The following is a 22,564-nucleotide window of genomic DNA, read 5'->3' as shown; positions in this document are numbered from 1 at the left end:
CTTCATTGCCACCGGCTTTTCGTTACTTTGGTTTCTGCCATTTGCCCTTTCCTAGCCCATGCCCCGCATCTTAATTATTGACGACGAAAAAGCCATTCGGCACACGCTGAAGGAGATTCTCGAGTACGAAAGCTACCAGGTAGACCAGGCCGAAGATGGCCCCACGGGCCTGGATATGCTCATCCGCGACAAGTACGACGTGGTACTCTGCGACATCAAAATGCCCAAGATGGATGGCATTGAGGTGCTGGAGCGGGCCCGCATTGTGGCCCCCAACGCGGCCTTTATCATGGTGTCGGCTCACGGCAACGTAGAAATGGCCGTGGATGCTACCAAGAAAGGCGCCTTCGACTTCCTGCAGAAGCCGCCAGACCTGAACCGCCTGCTCGTGACCGTTCGCAACGCCCTGGACCGCACCAAGCTCACGGCCGAAACCACCAAGCTGGCTACTGAGAACAAAACGCTCAAGAAAAAGCTAGCCAAGAATTCCGAAATGATTGGCGACTCGGCCGCGCTTACGGCCGTGCGCAAAGCCATTGAGAAGGTAGCCCCTACCGATGCGCGTGTGCTCATTACCGGCCCGAACGGCGCTGGCAAGGAAATGGTGGCCCGCCAGCTGCACGAGCTCAGTAACCGCAGTAGTGGCCCGCTGATTGAGGTAAACTGCGCCGCTATTCCCTCGGAGCTAATTGAATCAGAGCTGTTTGGCCACGAAAAGGGCTCGTTTACTTCGGCCGTCAAGCAGCGCATCGGCAAGTTTGAGCAGGCTGACGGGGGCACCCTGTTCTTGGACGAAATCGGCGACATGAGCCTGTCGGCCCAGGCCAAGGTGCTCCGGGCCCTGCAGGAAAGCAAGATTACCCGCGTGGGGGGCGAAAAGGAAATCAGCGTGAACGTGCGCGTGCTGGCCGCTACCAACAAGGACCTGCTCCAAGAAATTGCCGACCGCAACTTCCGCGAAGACCTCTACCACCGCCTCTCCGTCATCCTGATTCAGGTGCCCGCCCTCAACGACCGGCGCGACGACATTCCTGCCCTCATCGAGAAGTTCCTGAAAGACATTGCCGCCGACTACGGCACCAAGCCCAAGCGTATTGAGGATTCGGCTCTGGCCTACCTGCAAAGCCTAGATTGGCGGGGCAACATCCGGGAGCTGCGCAACGTGGTAGAGCGCCTCGTCATCATGAGCGACGACACCATCTCGGAAGCCGACGCCCGCGCGTTTGCAGGGAAGTGACTTCCTGTCATTGCGAGGACCCAGGACGAAGCAATCCGTCCTCTCATTTGTGACCAGCTTTATGATATGACAAGCCCTTGACGTCCGCGCTGGTGTCAAGGGCTTGTCACATTTTAGGGTTAAGTACGTTGGCCAGGACGGATTGCTTCGTCCTGGGTCCTCGCAATGACACTGCCAATCATCCCTTATACCATCTGGTTGCAGCCGCGGATATCAGAATTATCCAGGCGACCCAGCACTTCAAAGGAGCCATCGGGGTGCAGGCGGGCCAGGTCTTTGGTTTCGATGAAGGCGCACGAGTCTACGTTGGCCAAATCGATGACGTTGATGGCGCCCGCGGCCCGGGTAGCCGAGACGGAAAACGGGTCGCTGGGGTCGCGCAGGAGTACGCGTAGCTGGGGCGGGGCGTGAAAGCGGCCGTCGCCGAAGCTGTAGGCCTGGCCCAACAGCTCCGTCATCCCGTACTCGGAGTGAATGCCGACGGGCCCAAAAGCCTGCTGTAACTCCGCGTGTAGCTCCTCCCGAATCATTTCACGGCGGCGGCCCTTCATACCGCCGGTTTCCAGCACCGTCAGGCCGTGCAGGGCCGGGTCGCCGGCATAGGCGGCGGCCAAATCTAGCAGGGCGTAGCTGACCCCAATCAGCAACACGCGGCGGCTAGAATCCTGCTTGGCTTGGCGCAAAGCCGCGAGCAGGGCGGCGTGGTCGTGGAGAAAGAAGGCGGCTTGAGTCTGGCCCGAGACCTGGGCAAAGTAATCGACCATGGCCACCAACGACGACTGACCCTGCTCCAGATACGAGGGTAGCAGCGCCAGCACCGTCCAGCCGCTGAGCGGGCCGTAATAGTGCTCAAAAATGCGGGCCGCGTGCCGGCGGTACAGCTGCGGGTCACGGACGTAGTGGTGGCTGCGCTGCTGCTGGGTAGTGCCGCTGCTCAGAAATACTTCTTGGGGCTCCCACTCGGTGGCATCAGTGCGGACTTCATGGGTTTTGAAGAACTCAATCGGCAGGAAGGGAATGTCCTCGACCCGGGTGATGGTCGTCGGCTCGCGGCCTAGGGCGCTTAGGTAGTCGCGGTAAGGCAAGCAATGCCGAGCTTGGTACTGAAACAGGCGTAGGGCAGCAGCCTCGGCGGTGGCTGTGGTCAGGTGCGATAGATGGTGAAGGTGCTCTTCGCGGAAACTCATTCGGGAGACTCAGGGTTAGCGAAACGGTAGAACAATGTGGGCGCTACTTCGTTCGTTCAGATGTTGTACCTTCCGGCCGGCGGGGCTGCTTCCTCCGGCGCATTATAGCTGTTTTTATGACCCTACTTCGTACTCTGAGCTATGCTGCTCTGCTGGCCTTTGCTGGGCTAGCAACGGCTTCCTGCGTTAGTGAACCCGACTACTCCGAAACGCCGGAAATTGCCTTCAAAAAAATTGTGGTCAACCGCATTATTAGGCCCACAGGTGCCTTCGATACGGTGGCCGTAACAGTTTCCTTCAAGGATGGGGACGGGGACCTAGGCCTGAACAACAACGAAATCAGCTTCCCTTACAGCCAGATAGACCAGAACGGGCAGCCGAACAAGTATTACAACAACTACTTCTTCACGCCCCAGGTCCGCAACAGCGACAACACCTACACTGATTTGCCCCTTGGCAATTTCAACTACAACAGCCGCTACCCCCGGCTGGAGCCGGAAAGCCAGGGTTCCCGGAAGGCGCCGTTGAAAGGCGAATTGACGTTTGGCCAAAACTTCTTCCAAGGCTCCTTTGCCCCTGGCGCCGTAGTTCGCTTTAAAGTGCAGATTGTGGACCGTGCCCTGCACGAGAGCAATGAAATCGTGACCGATCCGATTACCATTCGCTAAACCCAGCACTCCGCTACGAAACAGTCGGCCCTGGCTCTGGTTACCCAGGGCCGGGGCCGACTGTTTGTGGGCTACCTAGTAGATGGCCGGAAAGCGCTTGGGTTCAGCCTCTTGCATCATTTCGTACACGGCATCAAATACGTCCTCCACGTTGGGCTTGCTGAAGTAGTCACCATCGGAGCCGTAGGGCGGGCGGTGGGCCTGGGCTGCTAGGCAGCGCGGCTGGGAGTCGAGGAAGCGGTAGGCCTGCTGCTCGTCCAGCACCTGCTGCATCATGTAGGCGGTTGCGCCCCCGGGCACGTCCTCGTCGGCGAACAGCACGCGGTTAGTACGCTGCAAGCTGTCAGCAATGACGTGGTCTACATCGAAGGGTAGCAGGGTCTGCACGTCGATTACCTCTACGTTAATCCCCACTTCCTCCAGCTGCTTGGCGGCATCCAGCACAATGCGGCACATGGAACCGTAGGTTACGATGGTAAGGTCGTTGCCTTTCTTGAGCGTCTCGGGCTGACCCAGGGGTAGGGTAAACTCGCCCACGTTGCTGGGAATTCGCTCCTTGAGGCGGTAGCCGTTGAGGCACTCAATGACGATGGCCGGCTCATCACTGCGCAGCAGCGTGTTGTAGAAGCCGGCGGCCTGGGTCATGTTGCGCGGCACGCACAGGTGCATGCCCCGGATGGAGCCCAGAATCATCTGAATGGGCGAACCGGAGTGCCAGATGCCTTCCAGCCGGTGGCCGCGGGTGCGCACAATCAGCGGGGACTTCTGCCCGCCCTTGGTGCGGTACTGCAGCGGGGCCACGTCATCACTCAGAATTTGGATGGCGTAGAGCAGATAGTCGAGGTACTGGATTTCCGTGATGGGGCGCAGGCCGCGCATAGCGGCACCAATGCCCTGCCCCACGATGGTGCACTCCCGGATACCGGTATCGGTTACGCGCAGTTCGCCGAATTTTTCCTGCAGACCGGCAAAGGCCTGGTTTACGTCACCGATGCGGCCTACGTCCTCACCAATGGCGAAGATGCGGGGGTCGCGCTGGAAGTTAGCTTCAAAGCAGGCCTGCAGCACCTCGCGGGCATCCACCTGGGGGGCGTTAGCGGCAAACTCAGCCTTCACTTCCTCAATGTTGCCGATGGCCTCTTCGCTCTGGCTGAAGAGGTAGGAGTTGTAGCGGTCGGCGTTTTCGGCCAGGGCTTGCTCCAGCCAGTGTTGCAGGTCGCGGCGGGCGGCGCTGCGCTGGCCGCGCACTTGGCGCAGGGCCCGGCGCACGGTGCGCACCAGGTCGGCGCGGATGGGTGCGGAGTTGTGCTCTAGGGGTTCTACCAGCTCGTGCAGGCTGTTTTCGGCGCCGGTTTCGGCCACCAGCTTGTTGAGCAGCTGCACTACCTCGTCGCGCTCCTGCTTAATGGGGTTGAAGAACTCGCTCCAGGCAGTTGTACGGGCAATTTTTACGGTTTCTTTGGCCTCATTCTCAATCTGGTCGAGCTCAACTTCCGAAGCGTGACCTTCTTGCAGCAACCATTCGCGCATTTTACGCAGGCAGTCGTGCTCTTCCTCCCAGGAGAGGCGGTCTTTGCTCTTGTAGCGCTCATGCGAGCCGCTGGTGCTGTGGCCCTGGGGCTGGGTTACTTCCTGCACGTGTACCAGCACGGGTACGTGCTGGGCGCGGCACACCGCGGCGGCGCGCTGGTAGGTATCAATCAGGCCGGCGTAATCCCAGCCTTTCACCCGGAAAATCTCGAAGCCGTCCTGGCCCTCACCTTCCCGCTGAAAGCCCTTCAGAATTTCGCTGATGTTCTGCTTGGTCGTCTGGTACTCGGCGGGCACGGAAATGCCGTAGTGGTCATCCCACACACTTACGAGCATGGGAATCTGCAGTACGCCGGCGGCATTAATGGCCTCGAAGAACATACCCTCCGAGGTGCTGGCGTTGCCAATGGTGCCAAACGCTACCTCGTTGCCATTCACCGAAAACTGGCTAAACTGGTGCAACTCGGGATTCTGGCGGTAGAGCTTGGAGGCGTAAGCCAGGCCTACCAGGCGAGGCATCTGGCCGCCGGTGGGCGAGATATCAGCCGAGGAATTCTTGCTCTGGGCCAGGTTTCTAAAGTTGCCATCCTCGTCGAGGTGGCGGGTGCCGAAGTGCCCGTTCATGGCGCGGCCCGCCGTGGAGGGCTCCGCCTCCACATCGGCGTGGGCGTACAGCTGGGCAAAGTACTGCTGCAGAGTCAGCTCCCCGATGGCCAGCATAAAGGTCTGGTCGCGGTAGTAGCCCGCGCGCCAGTCGCCGGCCCGGAAAGCACGGGCCATGGCCAGCTGAGGCACTTCCTTGCCGTCGCCGAAAATGCCAAACTTGGCTTTGCCCATAAATACTTCCTTGCGACCGGCCAAGGAGGCCTGCCGGCTTTCCCAGCCCAGGCGGTAATCATGGAGGAGGTCTTCTTTGCTGAGGGAGGCGACGCTGGTTTGCACGTCGGCGGCGGTTTCGGCAGTGGACATAGAATGGGAGGCGGGTGGATTAGGAGCCGGAGGTGAGAAGGGGTGGGAGCCTGCCGCCCGGAAAGCAGGCCCCCAAAAGTACGGATTTACGTTTGATGCGGTGCCAGGCGTTTTTGTGGTTATCTTTGGAGTAGGGTGAGAGGGTAGGAAGCTGAGAGGCCCGGAGGTAAAAGAGTGTCGGAAGTTGCCGGCGACGCGTCAGAACCCTTTTCTGACCGGGACCTTATTCTTGACATTGGCCTTTACACGCTGCCTTCTTACGTCAACTCCTACCCTCCTACCCCCGCACCCTCTTACCCTTTAATTATGAAACACGTATTCTCCTTCCTGCTGGCCCTGCTCGTGGCCGCTGCCGCCCAGGCCCAGGGCGTGCTCAAATTCGAGCAAGAGCTGCATGATTTCGGCTCCGTACCCGAGGGTACCATGGCTACCCACGAGTTCAAGTTCAAGAACGTGGGCAACCAGCCCGTTATCATTGCCAACGTGCAGGCCAGCTGCGGCTGCACTACCCCCGACTGGACCAAGACCCCCGTGCTGCCCGGCAAAACCGGCATCGTGAAGGCCGTGTACAGCAGCGCCGGCCGGCCTGGCATCTTCAACAAAACCGTCACGGTAACCAGCAACGCCGCCAGCCCCAGCACGGTGCTCACCATTAAGGGCAACGTACTGAATAAGGAGCAAGTGAAGTCCACGCTGACGCCGGCCCAACTGGCCCAGTCGCCGCGCCTGGTGCTGGACCGCACCACCCACGATTTCGGTAAGATGGAAGCCGGGCAAGCCCCCGTGGCGCGCTTCACCGTGAAAAATACCGGCAAGCAAGACTTGGTGCTCGGCGCCATTACTTCGCAGTGCTACTGCGTAGGCTACCGCAACGTGCCTTCTCCCATCAAGCCTGGCCAAAGCGCCGTGGTGGAGTTGGTGTATAGCCAGCGGAAGCTGGGTGCCCAGGCCGAGCCCGTCGTCATTACCAGCAACGACCTGAACGGGGATGCCAAGCTGACGCTGAAGGCAACTGTAGTACAGGACCTGAACGCCGGCAGCATGGTCAAGGAAAGCGGCGCCTCGGTTCCGTTCAAGTAGGCATATCGATGTAGTTGCCCTAGTAGCAGCGCCCGTCATCCTGAACGCCGCGAAGGGCCTTGTCACGTTGGAACAGTAATCGTATCAACGATTTGTTCAGGCGGGGCAAGGTCCTTCGCGGCGTTCAGGATGACGGGCGTTTGGGGTGGTTGAAAAGGCTGCGGCGCACTTGTGCTGACTTTGGCGGGCCGATGCTGAGGTGCATTCTTTTTACTGTTCGCCCTCGTCCGCTCCTCACCAAATTCCGCCTTATCTTTGTCCCGCCTTTCCCGGGCAATCCTCATTCCACCCACCTTCACCCTCTGCTTCGAGTCATGATTATCGGCGTACCGAAAGAAATTAAGAACAACGAGAACCGCGTGGGCCTAACGCCCGCTGGCGTAGCTGAATTCCGTAAGCACGGCCACGAGGTGTTTGTGCAAGCAACCGCTGGCAACGGCAGCGGCTTCTCCGACGCCGAGTATCAGCAGGCGGGTGCCACCATTCTGCCCACCATTGCCGACGTGTACGGCAAGGCCGAAATGATTGTGAAGGTAAAGGAGCCGATTGCCTCGGAATATCCGCTTATCAAGGAGAACCAACTGCTGTTCACCTACTTCCACTTTGCCTCCGGCGAGGAGCTGACCCACGCCATGATTGAGCGCAAGGCGGTGTGCCTGGCCTACGAAACCGTGGAGCTGCCCTCGCGCGCCCTGCCCCTGCTCATCCCGATGAGCGAGGTAGCCGGCCGCATGGCCCCGCAGGAAGGCGCTAAGTACCTGGAGAAGCCCCTGAAAGGCCGGGGCATTCTGCTGGGCGGCGTACCCGGCGTGAAGCCAGCCGAAGTACTGGTGCTGGGCGCCGGCATTGTGGGCACCCAGGCGGCTAAAATTGCCGCTGGTCTGGGCGCCCAGGTCACCATCATGGACATCAGCCTGAACCGCCTGCGTGAGCTGGACGACTTCATGCCCAAGAATGTGGTAACCCAGTACTCCAACGAGTACAACATCCGCGAAGCCATCAAAACTGCTGACCTCATCATCGGGGCCGTGCTGATTCCGGGCGCCAAAGCTCCCCACCTCATCACCCGCGAGATGCTCAAGACCATGAAGCCCGGCACCGTGCTCGTGGACGTGGCCGTGGACCAGGGCGGCTGCATTGAAACCTGCGAGCCGACCACCCACGAAAACCCCACCTTCATCATCGACGACATTGTGCACTACTGCGTGGCCAACATGCCCGGTGCCGTGCCGTACACTTCTACCCTGGCCCTAACCAACGCTACCCTGCCCTACGCCGTGAAGCTGGCGAACCTGGGCTGGCAGGAGGCTTGCCGCCGCGACGAGGCCCTGCGCCTCGGCCTGAACGTGGTGCACGGCAAAGTGGTGTACAAAGGTGTAGCCGATGCCTGGGGCCTTCCCCTGGAGTCGGTGGAGTCGGTAATGGAAGAAGCGGTTGCTTAAGCACCCCGTCACTACCCAATAAGCAGAAAGGAAAGCCTTTCCGGCCGGATGGTCGGAAAGGCTTTTTCTGTAGCGCGAAGCTCCAGCCTCGCGCCGTGTTGCACGTAACGCGTTGAACCGGTACCCGTTGCCGTTCTTCAACACTGCGCGAAGCTGGAGCTTCGCCTTACTTCTTATGAGAGGAATTTTGTATACCGGCGGCGAGCTGACGGACCTCGTAAGCTTTGCCCGCCTTCCCTCCTACCTGCAAACCTTTCTGCGGGAGCAGAACGGGGTAGTGGCGTATTTCGGGGGGCTGCACATTCGGGGCTGCGTAACCGGACCGCCATGGCACGCGCTGGCCGAAGCCTGGCAGGGCGAAACGGCTTTCTGGCGCACTTACGACGAGGTTACGGAAACTGATATTCCCTTTGCCCAGGACTCGGTGGGCAACCAGTTCCTGCTGCGCGGCGACGCGGTACTGTTCCTAGACACCGAAACTGGGGAGCTGGCCGATCTGGAGGTGGATTTCAAGCACTTTTTGTTCGGGGCCGAGAAGTTTCCGCTCGACGCCCTCGGGATGGAGCAGCTCCGGGCGTTCCAGCAGGGTGGCGGCGTGCTGAAACCAGGCGAGTTGCTGAGCCTGCATCCGCCCGTGTGCATTGCTACCTCCGGCAACAGCAGGCCAACTTCGAAAGCCGTACCGGTTGCCGCTCGCCTTACTTGGCTAGCCGACTTCTACCGCCAAATCAAGGATTTGCCGGATGGGCAGCAAGTTCGCCTGAAGCCGCTGTAAGAAAGCGGCAGATCTGTTTTTGGTCGCCCGCCGTAGGTGGGTTCGTTTGCCTCTCGCCGGGTAGTCGCCTAGCGCCTCATTGTATGCCTTCATTTTTTTTGCAGTTGCTGCTGCGGCGTTTTGCCCTGCTGCTACTCATCTACATGCTGCTGCGGCTTGGCTTTTACTGGGCCAACCATGCCGTATTTCAGGAAGCCAACACGGCGCAGGTACTGCATGCTTTCTGGCACGGCATCCGGTTTGATATTGCCGCTCTGCTGCTGCTAAACCTGCCGTTTGTGCTGCTTTCCTTGGTGCCACGGGTGGGTGCTGGCTGGCAGGGATTGGTGCGAGGCGTGTACCTCACCCTGAACGCCACGGGCATTGCCTTGAACCTGATTGACACCCAATACTTCAAATTCATTGGGCGACGCACCAGCAACGAACTGCTCACGATTACCGGCGACATCCAGCGCCAGGCCGGGCAGCTGGCGGGCCATTACTGGTTTCTGCTGATTCCGTTTGTATTGCTGTTTGGCCTGCTGTGGTACGCCTACCCCTTGCCGAGTACCGAAGCCGTTGCAGCCCGGCCACTGCAAGGCCGGCGCCGGTGGCTGCAACTGGGTTTGGAGTTGCTACTAGTGGCGGGGCTAACGGTGCTTGGCATTCGCGGCGGCCTGCAGCTCAAACCCTTACGAACGGGGCACGCCTTCGTACAAACGCCCCCCCTGCTAGGCCACGTTACGCTTAACAGCACGTTTACCTTTCTGAAAAGTTTGGGCTACCAACCGCCCGAGCGGCGGAGTTACTTTAGCTCCGCGCCTGCACTCCGGCAGGCGTTGGCAGCGCACGAGCCCACCACGCGTCCCGGTGCTACCCGCCCCCCCGATAACGTGGTTATTTTGCTGGTAGAAAGCTTCGCCTCGGAGTATAACGGCATTGAAAACGGCGGGCAGGGCTACACGCCTTTTTTCGATTCGTTGGCGACTCAGGGTCTGTTCTTTCGAAACCATTACGCCAATGGCCGCCGCTCCATTGAGGCCCTGCCGGCCGTGCTGGCGGGCCTACCGGCCCTCATGGAAAGTCCCTTTATCACGTCCAACTTCCAAACGGATGAGCTGCACGGCTTGGGCGAAATTCTGGGCCGACAGGGCTACGCTACTTCCGTTTTTCACGGGGCGCAGAACGGCACCATGGGCTTTAACACCTTTGCCGGCATCACCGGTATCCAGCAGTACTACGGGTTGCAGGAGTACCCCGGCGGAGCCCAAAGCCCCGACTACGATGGGCACTGGGGCATTTTCGATGAGCCGTATCTGCAATACTTTGCCCGACAGCTTGGCCAGCAGCGGCAACCGTTTTTCTCGACGGTGTTTACCCTGACTTCCCATGAGCCGTTTCCGGTGCCGCCCCAGTACAAAACCCGGTTTGCGCCCGGCCAGCTGCCTATTCACGCCTCTATTCGCTACACTGATTTCGCCCTGCGTGAGTTTTTCCGCACGGCCGCCCGGCAGCCGTGGTACCGCAATACCTTATTTATCCTGCTGGCCGACCATACTTCCCAAACCCTGCGCCCCGACTACCAGAACACGCTAGGTAGCTACAAAACGCCGCTGCTGCTGTTTCATCCCGGCCGCAAGCTCCCGGCCGCCAACCCCCAGCGCATCACCCAGCAGGCCGATTTGCCCGCTACCGTGCTCGACTACCTCAACGTGCCTGCTCAGGGGCGCTTGCTACCCTTCGGCTACTCGGTGTTTGACTCTACAACTACTGGCCGGGCCCTGTTCCTGAGCGGCGGCAGCTACTTCCTCGTCCACTCCGATTTTGTGACGGAGCTGACCGTAGATAATAAAGTGCGGCTCTACCCCTATCAAACCCACCAGCTCCCCACTACCCCCCTAGCCGCTCCCAACCCGCAAAAGCTGTTACAGTACGGCAACGAGCTGAAAGCCTGCGTGCAGTTTTTCCTGAACGGCCTGGCGGACAATACTTTGTATAGGCAAACTGGTGAGATAGTGAAATAGTGAGTTCGATGTTCTGATTGCGCATATCACGCGGTTCAGGCCGCCAGAACGTCAAACTCACCATCTCATCTATCTCACCAGTTCACCATAAGCCGGCACTTCCGCCAGCCGCTCGTTGGTGCGTTCGGCGAAATTCACGCGCCAGCAGAAGTGACTGAGGCCATTGGTGAGTAGCAGCAGCGGGGCCCCGATTGTTTGATTGTAAGTCGCGGCCTGCAGGGCTACGGCGGCTGTAATCGGTACCGAGGGAGCTTTGCACTCGACCAGCAGCAGGGGCTGGCCGGTGGCATCTAGGGCCACTAGGTCGGTGCGCTTCTGGCGCTGGTTGTAGCGGTGGCCGCGTTCCAGGCTCAGCAGGCCTTTGGGGTAGCCGCGGTGGTTCATCAGGTAGTGAACCACGTGTTGGCGCACCCATTCCTCGGGCGTAAGCACCACGTTGCGCCGGCGCAGAACGTCCCAGATTAGCAAATTTTCGCTGGATTGTGTAACTTTGTACGCGAAAGGCGGCAGGTTCAACTCTTGCATCACCTCCAAAGGTACGGCCCTGGGTAGTCAACTCCCGCTTTTCGCCCCGTACCGTCGCACCCGCTCCGCTGGGTTCCGACGGTTTTTTTTGTACCTATTATTTCCGGCTGCGCGTAGCTGGTCACGGTCCTTCGCCGCGGCCGATACCGACGCAGCCTTTCCGTAAGCAACCCATAACCACCAATACCTTATGAAGACTAAAGCCGACATCGTCGAGAACTGGCTGCCCCGCTACACGGGCGTACCCCTGCATGACTTTGGTCAGTACATCCTGCTGACCAACTTTATCAACTACGTACACATGTTTGCCGAGCAGTTCGGGGTAGAGGTACGCGGCTTGGATAAACCCATGCAAACGGCCACGGCCAACGGCATTACCATCATCAACTTCGGCATGGGCTCCCCCATGGCCGCCACCGTGATGGACCTGATTTCGGCCGTGAAACCTAAAGCAGCCTTGTTTCTGGGCAAATGCGGAGGTCTGAAAAACAAAACCAAGCTCGGCGACCTGATCTTGCCCATCGCGGCCATCCGCGGCGAGGGTACCTCCGATGACTACCTGCCCGCCGAAATTCCGGCCCTGCCCTCCTTCCGCCTGCAGCGCGCCGTGTCGTCCATGATCAAGAAGCACGAAAAGGATTATTGGACCGGCACCGTGTACACTACCAACCGCCGCGTGTGGGAGCACGACGAGAACTTTAAAGAGTACCTGCGCCAGATCCGGGCCATGGCCGTGGATATGGAAACGGCCACCATTTTCACCGTGGGCTTCGTAAACGAAATTCCCCACGGCGCCCTGCTGCTGGTATCGGACAACCCGATGACGCCCGAAGGCGTGAAGACTTCGGAAAGCGACAAGAAAGTAACCGCCGATTTCGTAACCTCTCACCTGCAAATCGGTATTGAGTCGCTGCTAGAGCTGAAGAACTCCGGCGAATCAGTAAAGCACATGCGCTTCGAATAAGCAATTCGCTACCCTCTCAAAAGCCCCACTACCTGCGCAGGTAGTGGGGCTTTTCTATTCCGGACACACCTAGATTATATGGAACGTTCTGCCGAGCGCAAGCGAAGCACCTTGCCTGCTGACTCTGTTAAAATGAGCGGTCATGCTGAGCTTGTCGAAGCATCTCTCCCACTTCGTTGCTACTCTAGTTAATTAGAAGCTATTAACAATTGTCTTAAAGGCCGTCATGCAGAGCGTAGCGAAGCATCTCGCTCGCATCGTTGGGCTACTACCACAACCTCAGCACGCGAGATGCTTCGCTGCGCTCTGCATGACCAGCTGATGCAATTCATAAGTTCGAAGTCCAACTGTTCATGCGACCTAGCCAGCAGTAGAGACATTTCTACTCCGCTCAGCATGACCGTATTTTTGCTATTGAAGGATCAACACCAATCTAATGTCAACTAAGGCTGAGTGGACAGTAATTGGAAAGACTGTGACTGTGATGCAGGGGCGCAGCCGAAGGCTCGGCAGTACGGTCCGTAGGCGAGAAGACGCATGCTTTGGTTTTCCTCTATGGGGTAGTTCGTAAATCTGCTGAGCTCCCGCTCAACATCCGATTTTCTGCCTCAACTTGCAGCTTGCGGCACACAACTGCCGACTCTGCCTCACCCCACGACCAACTCAACCGTTCATGACCCAACGTTTCCGCCCGTTACTGGCGCTGCCTCTGCTGCTGGGAGGGTTCAGCGCCTGCCAGACTACCTCCCGCCAGGCCGCTGACTTGCTGGTGTACAATGCCACCGTTTACACCGTTGATTCGGCCTTCAGTAAGGCGCAAGCGTTTGCCGTGAAAGATGGCAAGTTTGTAGCCGTAGGTACGGCCGAGGAGTTGCGCGGAAAGTTTCAGGCCGAGCAGGAAGTGGACGCCAACGGCCAGTTTATCTACCCTGGTTTCTACGACGCGCACTGCCATTTCTACCGCTACGCCCTGGGCCTGCGCGACGCGGACCTGGTGGGTACTGGCTCCTGGCGGGAGGTAGTGCAGAAGCTCCAGCAGCAGCGCCAACAGTACCCGCAGGCGGCCTGGCTTACGGGTCGGGGCTGGGACCAAAACGACTGGCCCGGCAAGCAATTCCCGAACAAAGACACTCTGGATGCGCTGTTTCCGAACACGCCCGTGTTCATTGTGCGGGTAGATGGGCACGCGGCCCTCGTCAACCAGAAGGCCCTGGAGCTGGCCGGCATCACGGCCCGCACGCCCATCAGCGGGGGCACCATCACGAAGAATGCCGCCGGGCAGCTTACCGGCCTGCTGGTAGACAACGCCGTGGACTTGGTTACGGCCAAAATTCCGGAGCCTACCCCCACCGAAGCCAACGCCGCCCTGCTGGAAGCCCAGCAGCGCTGCGTGGCCGTGGGCCTGACCAGCCTCGCCGACGCCGGCCTCGACAAAGCCAACATCGACCAAATGGCCGCTTTGCAGCAGCAGGGTAAGCTCAAGCTGCGCCTCTACACCATGCTCAACCCCACGGCGGCCAACAAAGAGTTCTACTTCAAAAACGGCCCCGTGTATCAGGACCGGCTTACGGTAAACTCCTTTAAGGTGTACGCCGATGGCGCGCTGGGCTCCCGTGGGGCCTGCCTAGTAGAGGCCTACCACGATAAGCCCAAGGAAACCGGCTTCCTACTGTCCACCGAAAAGGAGTACCGGCAGCTGGCCAAGGACATTGCGGCCAGCAAGTTTCAGATGAACACCCACGCCATCGGCGACTCGGCCAACCGCATTATTCTGAACATCTACGGCGAGGCACTTAAGGGCCAAAAAGACCGGCGCTGGCGCATCGAGCACGCCCAGGTTATCACCCCAGCCGACATGCCCAAGTTTGGACAGTTTGGCATTGTGCCCTCGGTGCAGCCCACCCACGCCACCTCCGATATGTACTGGGCTGGGGAGCGACTAGGGGCTGAGCGCCTGAAAACGGCCTACACCTATGAGCAGCTGCGCAAACAGTACGGGCAGGTAGCCCTGGGCTCCGATTTTCCAGTGGAAGATATTAACCCGCTGTTCGGCTTCCACTCGGCCGTAGCGCGCCAAGACGCCAAGAACTACCCCGCTACTGGCTTCCAGATGGAAAACGCCCTAAGCCGCCCCGATGCCCTGCGCGGCATGACCACCTGGGCCGCCCACGCTGCCTTCGAGGACAAACAAAAAGGCAGCATCCGCCCCGGCATGGCCGCCGACTTTGTCATCCTCGACACCGACCTGTTGCAAGCACCCAAGGAAAAGCTCCGCGGCGCCAAAGTGCAGCAAACCTGGATTGCTGGCGAGCGAGTATTCGGAGGGAAGTAATCTAAGGCACAAGGGGTAGAATAGAGTAGAGCAATACTTCAAGAAATTGCTCTACTCTATTCTACCCCTTGTACGTTGGCATATCATGTCAGTCTACTATGACTACGCGTCGCGTTACCAGTTTAGCTTCAGCATACTGTACTTGTAGATGGTAAATGCCAGCTACCAGACCTGTTAGTGATAAAGTAAATGCAGGGTTGGGCTGCATTATTGTCCGGACAGGCCGGCCCAAGGCATCAAGTAGCTGCACCCGTTGGGGGGAATCGGATGCGTCAAGGTTTACATGAAGCACCTGTCGGCTGGGAACAGGCCAAGCGTTGGTGCGGGCGTCCGCGACGGATGAACTCACGTGTAGCACGTTAGCCTCGCGCAGGCGCACCAAGGCTGTTGTGTAAGCTAAACTAGGATGTTGCAGAGAGCCCGCCACCATGATGGCACCGTCAGGCTGCACTAATAGCGCGCTGACACCCCAGTTGTTGTTGGGGTTACTAGCAGCTCGGGGGGCGTCCTTGGACAGGAAATTGCCATCCACAGCTCCTGTAGTCACTACTCGCTCCGTCAAAAGGCCACCTGTCAGAAGGCGGCCATTGGGTTGTATACTCAGTGCTCTTATAGTGTTTAACTGATTACCGCGGTAATCAAAAGAAGCATCGGTTGTGCCATTGGGCCGCAAACGCCGCAGGTAAGGATGGCCGCTACCAGCACTGTTATATAGCCCCGCAGCGTAAATATTACCAACTTCATCCAACGTCAGCGCTCTAATTTCCGACGTATAGTAGTTGGTTAAGCTTGTAAAACTGTTATCTGGGGACCCGTCAGGATGTAGCTGCGTCAGGAGCGTACCCAGTTGGTAGGAGAATGCTGATCCACCTACCACTATTTTGCCATTGGGCAGTAGCAGCAGGGAATAAACGCCAGTATTTGCGGCTTGATATGGCCGAAAGTTAGCGTCGGGTTGCCCGCTAGCACCATCAAGGCGGTCGAGTAGTTGCGTAGTATTAGTACCTCGGACATTGAAATAACCGCCTAACAGGACGCGGCCGTCTGGCTGTACCGCTAAGCTGTATACCGTAGGGGTTGCGCCATTCAGCGCTACCGAGGGTGGGGCAAAGGGAGTATCGAGGGTTCCAGTTGGTAGTAAGCGACCTATTGCCACGCGCGCACCACCAGATAAACTAGAGAATGAGCCACCTACTACAATTTTACCGTCAGTCTGCAATGCCAGCGCCATTACCGGACCGTTGGCAGCACTTGCAGCAGTAAAGGCGGCGTCTACAGTTCCATCAGGCAGTAACCGAGCTAAATTATTAGCTGGCACACCGTTGATTTCCGTGAACACGCCGCCTACTACAAACTTTCCATCAGGTTGCCTTACCACAGCGGTAAGTACGCCACTCACGCGCGGTTGCGTACCGGCGGCTCCTTGCCATACCTGCGTAGGTTGAAAACTAGTGTCTACTACAGGACTCTGCGCTCTACTTGAAGAAGCCAGCCCTACTAGTACGCCGCTCGTGATAACCAGAATACGCCACATATGGGAAACCGCTAGAATGAAAATACCTGAATCTCAGGAACAAGGTCACATATTGCTATTAATATAGAACATTCTATTCACATCTAGATAGTACATAATTAATATATTATATGGGTTATGCTCGTTGCGGGGCCTCGTCGGCGGAGCCTCCGTAGATAGCAGGCACGGGAATGTCGAGCAGGCGTAGGTAGACGGAAAGCTGACCGCGGTGGTGGATGAGGTGATTGAGTACCATAGTGCGGGCTACGGCGGCGCGCGGCAGCGTCAGCAATATTTGCTCTCCGTGACGCAACGACCACTGGCCGTGGAAGGTAGCGTCATCTACCTGCTCCAGGGCCTTGTGGATGTTTTCGCCGTTCACATCAAAGCGGCGCAGCACCTCGTCGGTAGTAGCTGAATTAGGCATTGCTACGGTGGTTACGTCGGTGTCGGGGCCGGTTAGGGAGAGTTCCAGGAAACCAACCAGGTTGGCGATGTGGGAAGCCAGGCCCCCAATTGTCATGGACTTGGGGTGGGGCTGCCAGCAGAACTGCGCGGTAGGTACCCGCTCCAGTAGGCGGCGTGTGAGCTTTAATTCGTGGCGTAGTTCCTGGCTGAGAGCGGCTTGCAGGGTGGGTTGGGTGTTGGGCATGGAAATAGTACGGAAAAGTGGGTGAGAAACGTGCGCCAAAGTAACTACGAAGCCTGCGGATGGTTGTGCCCGCGCCCAAAAGAAAAGCCCCACCGAGTAATTCGGTGAGGCTTTTGGCAAGGGGCCAGCGGTGGCAGCTAGCGAGCCGTAGCTGGAATGCCCACGTTGGGGGTAGCAGGTGGCGGGCCTAGCGCGGCGGTTTCCGGGGCGGCAGCATCGCGCAGCTTTTTGCCGCGCAAGGTCAGCAGGAACAGCAGCCCTAGGATAAAGAACACAATCAGGGAAAGAATGCTGTTGCGCATGGAACCGGTTATCTGAGCGATGATGCCGAAGACGGCCGTGCCGATTACGATACTGAGCTTTTCTGTGACGTCGAAAAAGCTGAAGAAAGCCGCCGTATTGGGGGTGTTTTCAGGGATAATTTTGGAGTAGGTGCTACGCGAGAGGCTCTGGATAGCGCCCATGGTCAAGCCAATTACGGCCGCCAGCGCATAAAATGACCACCCAGCCTGCACAAAGTAACCCGCCACGCAAATGCACATCCAGATAAACACCGACCAGCTCAGGGCCCGGGTATTGCCAATACGCTCCGAAAGCTTGGCAAAGAGGTAGGCACCCAAAATACCAACTATTTGCAGCAGCAAAATGGTGACAATCAAGGCCGTGCTTTCCAGGTGCAACTCCTTGTCGCCGAAGATAGTGGCCACATACATCACGGTTTGTACGCCCATGTTATACGTGAAATAGGCCAGCAGAAAGCGTTTCAGATTGGGCAGGTGCTTGAGCTGATCTACTACCTTGCCCAGCTCCCGAAAACCATTGAGCAGCCAGCCGGAATCGGAAGAAGTAGCGTCTTCGGGGCGACCGGGGTCAGTGGGCAGACTAAAGAACGGAATCTGGGCGAAGCCAGCCCACCAGATGCCCGTGAGCAGAAAAGCTAGGCGAGTCGCGTGGCCCTCTTCCATTCCAAGTGTATCGTGCCCCATGATGAGGCCCAGGCAAATCAGCAGCAGCAGTACCGAGCCAATGTAGCCCATAGAAAAGCCCCGAGCCGATAAGGAATCGTACTTTTCCTCACTGGAAATCAAGGGTAGGTAGGAGTTGTAAAAAACAATGGAGCCGGAGAAGCCGATGGTGGCCGAAATAAAAATAAAGGTACTGGCAGTCAGCGTATCGGGCGTGAAAAAGTACAGGGCCGCGCAGGAAGCTGCCCCGAGGTAGCAGAAAATCTGCATGAATAGCTTCTTGCGACCTGAAAAGTCGGCGAGTGAGGTCAGAAATGGGCTAACCAAAGCAATGACCAGAAAGGCTGCGGAAATGGCGTAGGTCAGCAGAGAGGAGCCAGGCACTTCAAACCCAAGGAAGTTAACAACATCTGTTTGAGGGCTGATTTGCTTGGTGATGGCGCCCCAATAAATGGGGAAGATGGAGCTGGTAATTACCAGCGGGTACACGGAATTGGCCCAGTCGTAGAACGTCCAGCCGCGGGTAATGCGCTTGTCGTCCTTGGGAATGTTTTCGAAGCCCGCCTCGGGGGCCGGAACTGCGGCAGCGTCGCTCATATAGGGAATGGTTGAGGTAGGTTCGGGCAAGATAACGGGAAATCGGCGTGGCCGTTGCGTTGGGTACACCAGGTAGTCTTTTTGCGACTCTGCTCGCTCCGGCTGCCACCCTGCAGCAACCTTGTTGCGCCGGAAGTCACCTTGGGGGTGCCTCTCCAATCCTCATGCTCGACGGGCTTTTCTGTCTGAACCGGCTTCCGGCTAACTCGTAGCTCAACATGCGGCACACTTCACCACTGCTGTTCACTTGTGAAAATTGTGGTGGCTGGAGCTAGCAGGCAACCATGTTGCAGTGCGAGCAGAAATCAGCTACCCAGCCAACAAGGCGGCGTACTGCGCTTCCGTGTCTACATCTACGGCTCCGGCCGGGAACGGCACCGCGGCTACCAACTCAGGGTGTTGCCGCAGCAGCTGAGCAGCGCCAGCGCCGTCGGGTAGGTGCTGGCACCAGCGTACGGCTTCCGGCCCAAACAGCACCGGCACGCCCCGGACACCCGCATACTCGGTGGCTACTATGGGCTGGCCGGAGGTAGTGCGTAACTGCTCCAGCTGCCCCAGCAGACCCGTGCTGACATGGGGCTGGTCGCAGAGCAAGACAATAACGTCGGTCCAGGTAGCGCACAGGCTACGCAGCACGGCCAGACCAAATTTCAGGGAGGCGCCCATTCCCCGTTCCCAGGCTAAGCAGCGTGCTACTGCCACCGGCAGACCGGTAAGCTCCGGGAGCAGGGCTTCGTGCTGGGCGCCGGTAACCACCACTACCGGCGCCCCGGCGGCGGTAGTTACGGCCGTTTCGGCTGCGCGGCGCAGCAAAGTTTTGCCTTGGTATTCCAGCAGCTGCTTCGGTCGGCCCAGCCGCGTGGAGGCCCCGGCGGCAAGAAGTAAGATGGCAGGCATACTAGCGGAGGTTGAAAAGCGGGCTTGTTTTATCTGTCGGGCCTTTTAGCCGGAGCCCATCCTAGGAGAAATATTAATAGCGCTACTCAGTTATTTCTGCTGCACACGGAACTGAGTAAGAACCAAGTATAGCCAGCGGAATGAAGGCTGCAAGCGCCAACCCTCTTACAAGCCACACACCGCATCAACCCGGCCCTCAGTCACGAGCGGCCCGTCGGCGCGCAGGGGCGGATGAATGGGATGGGGCGAGTCGCGAAGGAAGCCGGCCGGCCGACCAGTTAGCACCGCCTGAATTTCGGCTACAATGGAAAGGGCAATTTCCTCAGGCGTCTCGGCACCCAAGTTCAGGCCAATGGGGCTATGAATGCGGCCCTGGAGCAACGTAGCCGCATCGGGCTCGTGTTGACGCAGATCATCGAGCAGGCGCTCATACTTCTTGCGCGGCCCCAGCAACCCAATGTAGCGGGTAGTGGTTGGCGGCAGCAAGTGGCGCAGCACGGCCAAATCGTAGTAATAGTTGTGGGTCATCAGCAAAGCGAAGCTGCCGTCATGGGGCTCCTCCCCTACCTGCGCCAGGGGCAGCACACGCACCACTTCGGCTTCCGGGAAGCGAGCCGGCTGGGCCTGAGCCGGGCGCCCATCCACCACATGCACCCGCCAGCCTAGCCCGGCCGCCAACCGTACTAGGGGCTGCACATCGTTGCCGGCTCCGTACACAGTGAGGCGCACCGGGGGCCGTAGGAGTTCCAAACTCACGCGCACCGTGCCGGCTGCCACGGGGTAGTGGCGGGTAGCAGGTTGCGCTGCTGCAAGGGCAGCGTGAGCATCGGTTAAAATTGACTGATACAGCGCAGCTTGGGCAGGCAGCGTGCCTTGAGCGGCTCCGCCTGAGGTAAGCAACAGGCGCTGGCCCACCTCAACCCCGGCTGCCGCCCCGGCTACGCCAAATACTGTGGCAACCACGGCGGGTTTTTCTACGCCTTCGGCCCAACGGCGTAGCAGCTCCACGGGGTTGTTGGGATTCTGGAAATCGAGGGGCTCCAGCAGAATCTGCACAATGCCCTGGCAGCCCAGCGCCGCCCCAAACTGCAGGTCGTCGTCGGGGTCCGTGGAGTCGTAGGTTACGACCGTGGGGCGACCCTGCTGAATGGTACGGCGGGCGCGCTGGCGGGCGTCGCCTTCTAGGCAGCCCCCACTAATGGCCCCGGTTAACACGCCCTCGTCTGTCACGAGCATCCGGGCGCCGGGGCGGCGGTAGGCGGAGCCGGCCACATCAACCACCGAGGCCAACGCGCAGGCCCGGCCCGCGGCGCGGTGGTCATCGTAGGCGCACAACAGGCGCTGAAGTTCAGTCATGACAATAGAAGCAGGGTGTGACGCTGGTCGGGCAGCAGCGGGTTTCGAAAGGTCGTGGGCAAGCTAGTCGGCCCCGAAGGGTTAGCAGGGAGTACGCGGCGCAAGCAAGGTAAGTTAGCTACCTGAGCCCTCAGCCTACTAGAAGCAGGGTGCTTACCCCACTAGTAACAGTGGGCAAACCAGAAGTAAACCAAGCTGAATACCAGATGTTTTAAACCTAAAATATGCAATACTCTATGTGTAAAATTTTATTTATTAGTCTGATACTACCAATAGTTTGAATTAGTATTACCAACTTACTATCCCACTTAACTACTACTTCATGTTAAAATCATCCACGACGCTCCGCTCTTTCTCTTTATTGAGCCTTGGTCTCGTTCTATTAGCTGGGTGCAGCAAAGAGGATATTCGGGTGGCCGAGCCCCAGAATAGCCTCAGCAGCGCCGCTACTGCCAACTCCGAAACGGTAGTACGCCGCAGCCAGCACTATATCATCCTCTCGTCTACGGACCAACTGCCGGCCGATTTGGCTAGCCAGACCCAGGCGGCCAACGGTACCCTTACTGAACAACTACCCGGAGCTGGCCTAGCCCTAGCCACTTCCTCTGACCCTGATTTCGCAGCTAAAGCTGGCCGCATCACGGGTGTACGCTCTGTTATTCACGACTTTAGCTACCAGGGCTACAACCCCGAGGCTGCCCGCGGAGTAGAGGCCGTGCAGGACGCCGACAACACCAACCCCGCCAGCACCGGCGACAACGACCGGTTCTTCCCGCTGCAGTGGGGTCACACGGCCATTCAGGCTCCCGAGGCTTGGAATACCGGGGCCCGCGGCCAGGGCGCACTAGTAGCAGTGCTCGACGGTGGCTTTGACTTAACCCACCCCGACCTGAAAGCTAACATTGTGGGCGCCGAGTCATTTGTGACCGGGGAGAAGGCCCAGTTCGTAGGCTCTGGCTTCAGCCACGGCACGCACACGGCCGGCACTATTGCCGCCGTTGATAACAACATTGGTGTAGTTGGGGTAGCCCCGGATGCCAAGTTGCTGCTGGTGAAAGTGCTACGTGATGGTGGCTCAGGCTCCTTCTCCTGGATGATTCAGGGTATTTACTACGCCGTATCGAAGCAGGCTGACGTAATTAACATGAGCCTGGGCGCTGCTATTCCGCGCAACAGCAAGTTCCGCGACGACAACGGCACGCCCAACGATACTTCCGACGATACCTGGGTAAACGAAACCAAGGAAATTCAGGAGCTGCTGGTAGCCATCAGCAAGGCTACTACCTACGCTACCAAGAATGGCGTTACGGTAATTGCCTCGGCTGGTAACGACGCCAACAATGGCCAGCGCGACCAGGACCTGATGCACATTCCTTCGGGCGCTACCAGCGTTATTTCGATTTCGGCTACCGGTCCCCTGGGCTGGGCCCTGAATCCGTCAACCACGCTCGACCGGGTAGCTTCCTACACGAACTACGGCACCTCCGACGTAACCTTCGCTGCTCCCGGCGGCGATTCAGAGTATCCTGGCAACGAGATTGTGACGGTAGCTGGCGTACGTCAGTATGCCTTCGCCTTTGACATGGTCTTCAGCTGCACCAGCCTGGGCCGCTACAGCTGGTCGGCAGGCACCAGCATGGCCGGCCCGCACGCCGCCGGTGTGGCCGCTCTTATCGTAGGCAAAAACGGGGGCCAGATGGACCCAACTCAGGTTCGGGCCACGATGCGCGCCTCGGCTGATGACCTCGGCAAACCCGGCCGCGACCCATTCTACGGCTACGGCCGCGTGAATGCCTACCGCGCCGTAACGCAGCCTGCTAACTAAGAATAACTAGTTGGGCACCCGCTTAATGAGTCAACAAAAAGGCCGTT

General features: G+C 58.7%; 17 protein-coding genes. 9 read left to right on the top strand and 8 right to left on the bottom strand.

Going from position 1 to position 22,564, the window contains the following annotated elements:
- Positions 1 to 58 precede the first annotated feature (58 nt).
- Complete coding sequence (locus MWH26_RS05765; protein WP_247976443.1) at positions 59 to 1,237, top strand: sigma-54-dependent transcriptional regulator; 1,179 nt, start codon at positions 59 to 61, stop codon at positions 1,235 to 1,237.
- Between the two features lie 185 nt (positions 1,238 to 1,422).
- Here the strand turns inward: MWH26_RS05765 and MWH26_RS05760 are convergent, their stop codons facing one another.
- Positions 1,423 to 2,424, bottom strand: a complete 1,002-nt coding sequence (locus MWH26_RS05760; RefSeq protein WP_247976442.1) for an acyl-CoA synthetase family protein — start codon at positions 2,422 to 2,424, stop codon at positions 1,423 to 1,425.
- 116 nt (positions 2,425 to 2,540) lie between these two features.
- Here MWH26_RS05760 and MWH26_RS05755 point away from each other — a divergent pair, with 116 nt between their 5' ends.
- The gene (locus tag MWH26_RS05755; RefSeq protein WP_247976441.1) at positions 2,541 to 3,092 is read left to right on the top strand and encodes a hypothetical protein; all 552 of its coding nucleotides are present in this window, start codon (positions 2,541 to 2,543) and stop codon (positions 3,090 to 3,092) included.
- Between the two features lie 75 nt (positions 3,093 to 3,167).
- On the opposite strand, the gene MWH26_RS05750 is transcribed toward MWH26_RS05755, so the two are convergent.
- Positions 3,168 to 5,591, bottom strand: coding sequence for an alpha-ketoacid dehydrogenase subunit alpha/beta (locus MWH26_RS05750; protein WP_247976440.1), 2,424 nt, complete (start codon positions 5,589 to 5,591; stop codon positions 3,168 to 3,170).
- 306 nt (positions 5,592 to 5,897) lie between these two features.
- Between MWH26_RS05750 and MWH26_RS05745 the strand changes: the two genes are divergently transcribed.
- From MWH26_RS05745 to MWH26_RS05730, 4 genes are all read left to right on the top strand, one after another.
- The gene (locus MWH26_RS05745) at positions 5,898 to 6,671 is read left to right on the top strand and encodes a DUF1573 domain-containing protein (RefSeq protein WP_247976439.1); all 774 of its coding nucleotides are present in this window, start codon (positions 5,898 to 5,900) and stop codon (positions 6,669 to 6,671) included.
- 314 nt (positions 6,672 to 6,985) lie between these two features.
- Positions 6,986 to 8,113, top strand: a complete 1,128-nt coding sequence (ald, locus tag MWH26_RS05740; protein ID WP_247976438.1) for an alanine dehydrogenase — start codon at positions 6,986 to 6,988, stop codon at positions 8,111 to 8,113.
- A 175-nt stretch (positions 8,114 to 8,288) separates the two neighbouring features.
- Positions 8,289 to 8,888, top strand: coding sequence for an SMI1/KNR4 family protein (locus MWH26_RS05735; protein ID WP_247976437.1), 600 nt, complete (start codon positions 8,289 to 8,291; stop codon positions 8,886 to 8,888).
- A gap of 83 nt (positions 8,889 to 8,971) precedes the next feature.
- Positions 8,972 to 10,891, top strand: coding sequence for an LTA synthase family protein (locus tag MWH26_RS05730; protein WP_247976436.1), 1,920 nt, complete (start codon positions 8,972 to 8,974; stop codon positions 10,889 to 10,891).
- A gap of 69 nt (positions 10,892 to 10,960) precedes the next feature.
- Here the strand turns inward: MWH26_RS05730 and MWH26_RS05725 are convergent, their stop codons facing one another.
- Positions 10,961 to 11,416: a type I restriction enzyme HsdR N-terminal domain-containing protein gene (locus MWH26_RS05725; RefSeq protein WP_247976435.1), complete on the bottom strand. Its 456-nt coding sequence runs from the start codon at positions 11,414 to 11,416 to the stop codon at positions 10,961 to 10,963.
- A 190-nt stretch (positions 11,417 to 11,606) separates the two neighbouring features.
- Between MWH26_RS05725 and MWH26_RS05720 the strand changes: the two genes are divergently transcribed.
- Positions 11,607 to 12,380: an AMP nucleosidase gene (locus MWH26_RS05720; RefSeq protein WP_247976434.1), complete on the top strand. Its 774-nt coding sequence runs from the start codon at positions 11,607 to 11,609 to the stop codon at positions 12,378 to 12,380.
- Positions 12,381 to 13,053: 673 nt separating this feature from the next.
- Positions 13,054 to 14,712, top strand: a complete 1,659-nt coding sequence (locus MWH26_RS05715; protein ID WP_247976433.1) for an amidohydrolase — start codon at positions 13,054 to 13,056, stop codon at positions 14,710 to 14,712.
- 88 nt (positions 14,713 to 14,800) lie between these two features.
- Here MWH26_RS05715 and MWH26_RS05710 read toward each other — a convergent pair whose 3' ends face one another.
- From MWH26_RS05710 to MWH26_RS05690, 5 genes are all read right to left on the bottom strand, one after another.
- Positions 14,801 to 16,246 carry a T9SS type A sorting domain-containing protein gene (locus tag MWH26_RS05710; RefSeq protein WP_247976432.1) on the bottom strand — a complete coding sequence of 482 codons (1,446 nt, stop codon included), beginning with the start codon at positions 16,244 to 16,246 and terminating at the stop codon, positions 14,801 to 14,803.
- 115 nt (positions 16,247 to 16,361) lie between these two features.
- On the bottom strand, positions 16,362 to 16,877 hold the full coding sequence (locus MWH26_RS05705; protein WP_247976431.1) for a DinB family protein: 516 nt from the start codon (positions 16,875 to 16,877) through the stop codon (positions 16,362 to 16,364).
- A gap of 137 nt (positions 16,878 to 17,014) precedes the next feature.
- Positions 17,015 to 18,439 carry an MFS transporter gene (locus MWH26_RS05700; protein WP_247976430.1) on the bottom strand — a complete coding sequence of 475 codons (1,425 nt, stop codon included), beginning with the start codon at positions 18,437 to 18,439 and terminating at the stop codon, positions 17,015 to 17,017.
- Between the two features lie 309 nt (positions 18,440 to 18,748).
- Positions 18,749 to 19,336: a nucleotidyltransferase family protein gene (locus MWH26_RS05695; protein ID WP_247976429.1), complete on the bottom strand. Its 588-nt coding sequence runs from the start codon at positions 19,334 to 19,336 to the stop codon at positions 18,749 to 18,751.
- A gap of 165 nt (positions 19,337 to 19,501) precedes the next feature.
- Entirely contained in the window at positions 19,502 to 20,692 is a 1,191-nt protein-coding gene (locus tag MWH26_RS05690; protein WP_247976428.1) for an XdhC family protein, read from the bottom strand.
- A gap of 322 nt (positions 20,693 to 21,014) precedes the next feature.
- On the opposite strand from MWH26_RS05690, the gene MWH26_RS05685 reads away from it, so the two are divergent.
- Positions 21,015 to 22,517, top strand: a complete 1,503-nt coding sequence (locus MWH26_RS05685; RefSeq protein ID WP_247976427.1) for a S8 family peptidase — start codon at positions 21,015 to 21,017, stop codon at positions 22,515 to 22,517.
- Positions 22,518 to 22,564 lie beyond the last annotated feature (47 nt).

This window comes from Hymenobacter sublimis, assembly GCF_023101345.1.
Lineage (GTDB): Bacteria > Bacteroidota > Bacteroidia > Cytophagales > Hymenobacteraceae > Hymenobacter > Hymenobacter sublimis.
This window is presented reverse-complemented; position numbering and strand designations above follow the sequence as displayed.